Annotated in this window: 4 protein-coding genes; all 4 read right to left on the bottom strand. The window is 54.5% G+C overall.

The genetic code is table 11. The features are described from left to right. A partial coding sequence (locus tag VGJ94_18630) for a hypothetical protein (protein HEY3278639.1) occupies nt 1-509 on the bottom strand: 509 nt, incomplete at its 3' end. A 375-nt stretch (nt 510-884) separates the two neighbouring features. After that, entirely contained in the window at nt 885-1,910 is a 1,026-nt protein-coding gene (locus VGJ94_18625; GenBank protein HEY3278638.1) for a TRAP transporter substrate-binding protein, read from the bottom strand. A gap of 116 nt (nt 1,911-2,026) precedes the next feature. Then, nucleotides 2,027-3,610 (bottom strand): class I adenylate-forming enzyme family protein, encoded by a 1,584-nt coding sequence (locus tag VGJ94_18620; protein ID HEY3278637.1) that lies wholly within the window; start codon nt 3,608-3,610, stop codon nt 2,027-2,029. Nucleotides 3,611-3,758: 148 nt separating this feature from the next. Then, on the bottom strand, nt 3,759-4,586 hold the full coding sequence (locus tag VGJ94_18615) for an IclR family transcriptional regulator (GenBank protein ID HEY3278636.1): 828 nt from the start codon (nt 4,584-4,586) through the stop codon (nt 3,759-3,761). Between the last annotated feature and the right edge of the window lie 321 nt (nt 4,587-4,907).

The raw sequence follows: 4,907 nt of genomic DNA, 5'->3' as shown, positions 1-4,907 counted from the left end.
TCGAGCTTGAGCACACGGCTTTTGCGCTCATGGGTGTAATGGGCCTGGCTCGAGGCAAGGATCGTGGCGCCCGGATGGAGGCAGCCCGAAATCCATAGGGCCTCGAGGTTCGCCGTGGTGCCCGCGCTGCAGAGATGGCCGAGGTGGACATCCCACCCGATCATGCGCGCCAGGTCCGCGGTCGCCTCCTTTTCCATGGCCGAGCTCGCCCGCCCACCATCGAGGGCATGGTTATTAGGGTTTATCCACATGGCGAGGGCATAGGCCGTCCGCGCCACGGGATGGGGCGGCTTCAGCATCTGTCCCGCATAGAGGGGATGGAAATAGGGATAATTATCCTGAAGCCTTTCCGCCACGTCGAAGAGCACCCGCTCCATGGAACCCCGGTCTTCACCGGTTCCGTCAATGCCGGGCAGATCGCTGAAACCCTCGCCGAGCTTATCGAGAGCCCGGGAGAGTAAGGAAAGGGATTCCTTTTCGAACATATAGGGCGTGATCTCTTTCATCATCTCTCTCCTTTGGCGGCCTTCGCGGTGCGCCCGTACAAGGGGGCACATAAGTATACTACACCAAACTCTCCGGATGCCAGCAAATCGGGGGAAATGGAAACAAACCGAAGGCCCCCCTTCTACTGCCCGGGAGGCAGGGCAATAGATTGACCGCGCCTGATCCGGCTCGATAAAGTTGCGGCCGGAGAGCCCGCCCGTCCCGTGGGCAGGCTCTCCGGCCTACTTTACCGCGCTTCATTTTCTGTAACCGGCGGTCGAAGCCCGGGATAATTGATCCCGGGTCCCGGGCCGACTGCCGAAGGTCTATAACAAGGGCGGTTCCACCGGCGACCGTGAACCCCCATCCAGAAATGCCGCCGGCTGAACTCCCGTATATCAGTGAGTTTTCAGATAATCAATGCAGAACTTCAAGGCTTCGTCGCCGGGAAGTCCCTTCCCCTTCGCATTCTTCGCATATTCGTCAAGAAGAGGTCGCACTTTCGCTGCCCATCTCGCATCCTCTTCCTTTGACAGGGGGATATCCTTCATACCCTTTGATTTTGCGAATTCACGCCCTTCCTTGTCGATCTCATCCCATACCTTTCCCTGTCTGTCGATCCATTCTTTGCTGACTTCATCAAATACCTTCTGGACGTCGGGCGGAAAGGAGTTCCATTTCGCCTTGTTCATTACTACGAAAAAGCCCGTGGTATAGGCCGCGCCGTAATCCTGGGTGGTGAAATTGACTACTTCTCCCCACTTCCATCCTTTCAGTGCTTCGTAAGGCGCCATGGAACCGTCTACCACACCGGTGCGCAGAGCATCATAAGTCTCAGGCATGGTCGCTCCTACGGGAGCGGCGCCAAGGGCTGCAACGATCTTCGCTGCCAGTCCCGTTGCCCTTATCTTCTTTCCCTTCATGTCCTCGAGCTTTGCAATGGCTTTCTTGGAATGGATGATGCCGGGACCGTGGGCGCTGAAATAGAGCACCTTCACGTCATCGAGCTCTTTCGGTTTAAATTTTGCGTAGAAGGCATTTATCAGGTTCGTCGCCTGGACTCCGCTCTTATAACCGAGGGGAAGGTCGATGGCTTCCATGAGGGGGAATTTACCCCTTGTGTACGCGAGAGCACTGAATCCCACGTCTGCAATGCCCTTCACGACATTATCATAGGTCTGGGCCGCGGGTGTGAGGGTGCCGCCCGGAAAATAGGCGAATTTAACCTTTCCACCGCTGCGTTTTTCAATCTCTTTGCACCACTGCTCACAAATTAAGCTGCTACGGTGCGGTGCGGGGAAGAAATTCGAGTAGTTGAGTGCAATTACCTTCTGCTGGGCAGATGAGGTAGCCGGCAACGCGGCAAGACAGAAAAAGACCATGAGGAAAGAGAGAACCGATACTGCTGCCAATTTTTTGTTCATAACGCCCCCTTTTGAATTTTTGTGCAGCTCACATATCCCTGCCCGTTATCACGCGGATAATCCGCCCATGATATTGAATCACCGCGGGCCACGAAAACGGGAGGAGAAGCTCTGATTTACTTTATCTTGAATGCCTCCTCCATTCCTATGTACTGTTTTCTTATTTTTACTTTTTCTATTTTTCCCGTAGGATTTCTCGGCACTTCGCCGAAGAAGACCTTCTTCGGCCTCTTATATTTCGGTAGTTTCTGACAGAAATCGAGGACCTCCTGTTCGGAGAGGGTCTTGCCGGGCACCACATCCACCACCACCGCAACGATTTCGCCGAGTCGCTCGTCAGGGATGCCTATGGCTGCCACATCTTTTACGGCCGTATTTGCATGGAGGAAGTCTTCCACTTCCACGGGAAAAACATTCTCGCCTCCCGAGATAATGACGTCTTTCTTCCTGTCTACGATAAAAATGAACCCGTCTTCATCCTGTCTGACCATGTCGCCGGTAAAGAGCCAGTTATCGACAAGGGCTTTGGCCGTTGCCTCAGGATTCTTGTAGTATTCACGCATCACCCCATTGCCCCTCAATATAAGCTCACCCGAGAGCCCCGGGGCCACGTCTTTCCCTGAGTCATCCACAATGCGGGTCTCCCAGCCGAAACCGGGGCGGCCTATTGCCCCTACCTTATGGGTATTCTCTATGCCCAGGTGGACCGCATTCGGACCCGTCGATTCACTGAGACCGAAGGTGGTGTCGTATTGCATATTGGGAAAGTAACTCTTCCAATGTCGTATCAGGGACGGCGGTACCGGCTGGGCGCCTATATGCATGAGCCGCCATTGAGAAAGATCATAATCGGAAAGCTTCAGCTCGCCGCTGTCGAGCTTGAGGAGTATGTCCTGAGCCCACGGGACGAGGAGCCATACTATGGTGCCCTTTTCCTCGCTCACCGCCTCGAGTGTCCATTCGGGGGAGACGCCTTTGAGGATTACGGCAGGGCCGCCCACGATAAAGCTTCCGAACCAGTGCATCTTCGCGCCCGTATGGTAAAGGGGCGGCATAAGGATAAACATATCTTTCTTCGTCTGATAATGGTGCATATTCTCGGTGATGCATGCATTCTGCATATTCAGATGAGTGAGAAGGATCGGCTTCGGCTGTCCCGTGGTCCCTGAGGTGAAATAGAGCCCGCAGGGGTCGCTGAAGAAGATATCTACCTCCGGCGCCTTGGGGGATGCACTTTCCACCAGGCGGGCAAAGGATTTGGCGAAAGCGGGGACTGCCTCGCCCACGCAGACGAACTCGCGGGTCCAGGGGAGCGCGCCTTTTATCGGCTCAATCTTCTCCGTGAACTCCTCACCGAAGACTACCACGTCCGGCTCGGCGACATCCGCGCAATATTTTATATCGGCGCTCGTGAATCGGAAGTTGAGGGGCACTACCCACGCGCCGAGACGGATTATGCCGAAATAGGCGACAAGCCAGTCGATGGAGTTGTTCATCAGGTGCATGACCTTATCGCCCTTCTTTATTCCCATTGACGAAAGGACATTCGCAAACCGGTTCACTTTATCGTCGAACTGACGCCAGGTGATGGTGGTTCTTTTCTTTTCGGCGGGTATTCTTTCGATAAGGGCTACATCTTCAGGATACATCCTTGCATTTCGTGCGAGCACTTCACCGATGTGGATATGGATGTCACTCATTTTGAAACCCCCTTTTGTAATATGAGAAGTACCGGTCGGCACGTTCCGCTCTCCCCGTAACCGGTTCTCCTGATAATTTCCTTTCCTGTCCTCCCGCCAATCTCCTCCCTGTCATGGCGTCCCTCCGGGACCGAAAGAATAGGATGCCTTAACCGTTCGGCATCTTCCTCCGATGGGTCCTGTAAATCTCCTCCACATCGGCGCCCAGGGTGGCCGAAAAATCCATGGCGCAGGCCGCAACCCTCGGCCCGTATTCATGGGCCAGGGTTTTGGGAAAGACCCCCGTGACAAGCAGGGCGCCCGTAGGCTTCCCCTCGTGATCGAAGACAGGCGACGCGATCGCATGGAGGCCGGGAAACATCTCCCCCAGGTCTATGGCGTAACCGAGTCTTCTGCATTCCTCAAACTCCTTTTGCAGTCTCGACCGGTCAAGTTTCGCCGGGTCTCCGTGAAAGAGGAGCTTTTCCTGTCGAAGTACCTCCTCCCGCTCCGCCTCGGGCATAAAAGCGACGATAGCCTTACCCACGGCGCCATGGGTTATGTTCAACCTGTAACCGACGCGTATGGTGAGAAACACCTCCCTGCTCCCCTCGCGCTTGGCAATAACAATGAAATTTCTCGCGTTGATGATGCCGAAGGTGCTGGTGCAGCTCGTCTGCCGTGCAAGCTTTTCGAGAAAGGGACCCGCATTCTCCCTGTATTCGAGGTTGTCGAGCACCCTACGGGAGAGGGATATGAGTCCCGGGCCGAGGGTGTAGGTTTTTCCTTCGTCGTCCCGTTCCACGAATTTGTAGTTGAGGAGCGTCTTCAGGATTGCATACCCCTTGCTCTTATGAATTCCCACGTTCTTGCAGATGTCGGTAAGATTCATTTTAAAAGACGGCGCTTTTGCCAGGCATATCAGAATTCTCGACGATTGATCAACCGCGGGCACAAGGGACGTATATTCTATTTTCTTTTTATCCTCATCGGCCATCTTCAATCACTTCTCCGCCATCGGTTTTCTATGCACAACTCTATTCTGTGTAGATAATCCTACTTCCCTGCATGGACCGTGTCAAGAAAAAATAGCTCCCCTTCCCGTCTCCGAGAGCTCCGGAGGGAGTCTGCTGCCCTCTCTCCCTCCGCCCCTCGGAATATCATGTGAAAATACCTCTACATTGCTTTCCTGCCCTCATAGAATGCCTTCACGTTCAGGTCATGGAGCTTGGGCGCGAGGAGCGCCTTTATGGCGTCGATGAACTGCTCTTCCTTCATCTCGGGGAAGAAGGTGGAGAAGGCGCCCACGAGGACCACG

Source organism: Syntrophorhabdaceae bacterium, assembly GCA_036504895.1.
Taxonomy (GTDB): Bacteria; Desulfobacterota; Syntrophorhabdia; order Syntrophorhabdales; family Syntrophorhabdaceae; genus PNOM01.
This window is presented reverse-complemented; position numbering and strand designations above follow the sequence as displayed.

Excerpts from the sequence above, each read along its gene's own strand:
- VGJ94_18625 (HEY3278638.1), bottom strand. The coding sequence starts at position 1,910 with ATGAACAAAAAATTGGCAGCAGTATCGGTTCTCTCTTTCCTCATGGTC.
- VGJ94_18620 (HEY3278637.1), bottom strand. The coding sequence starts at position 3,610 with ATGAGTGACATCCATATCCACATCGGTGAAGTGCTCGCACGAAATGCA.
- VGJ94_18615 (HEY3278636.1), bottom strand. The coding sequence starts at position 4,586 with ATGGCCGATGAGGATAAAAAGAAAATAGAATATACGTCCCTTGTGCCC.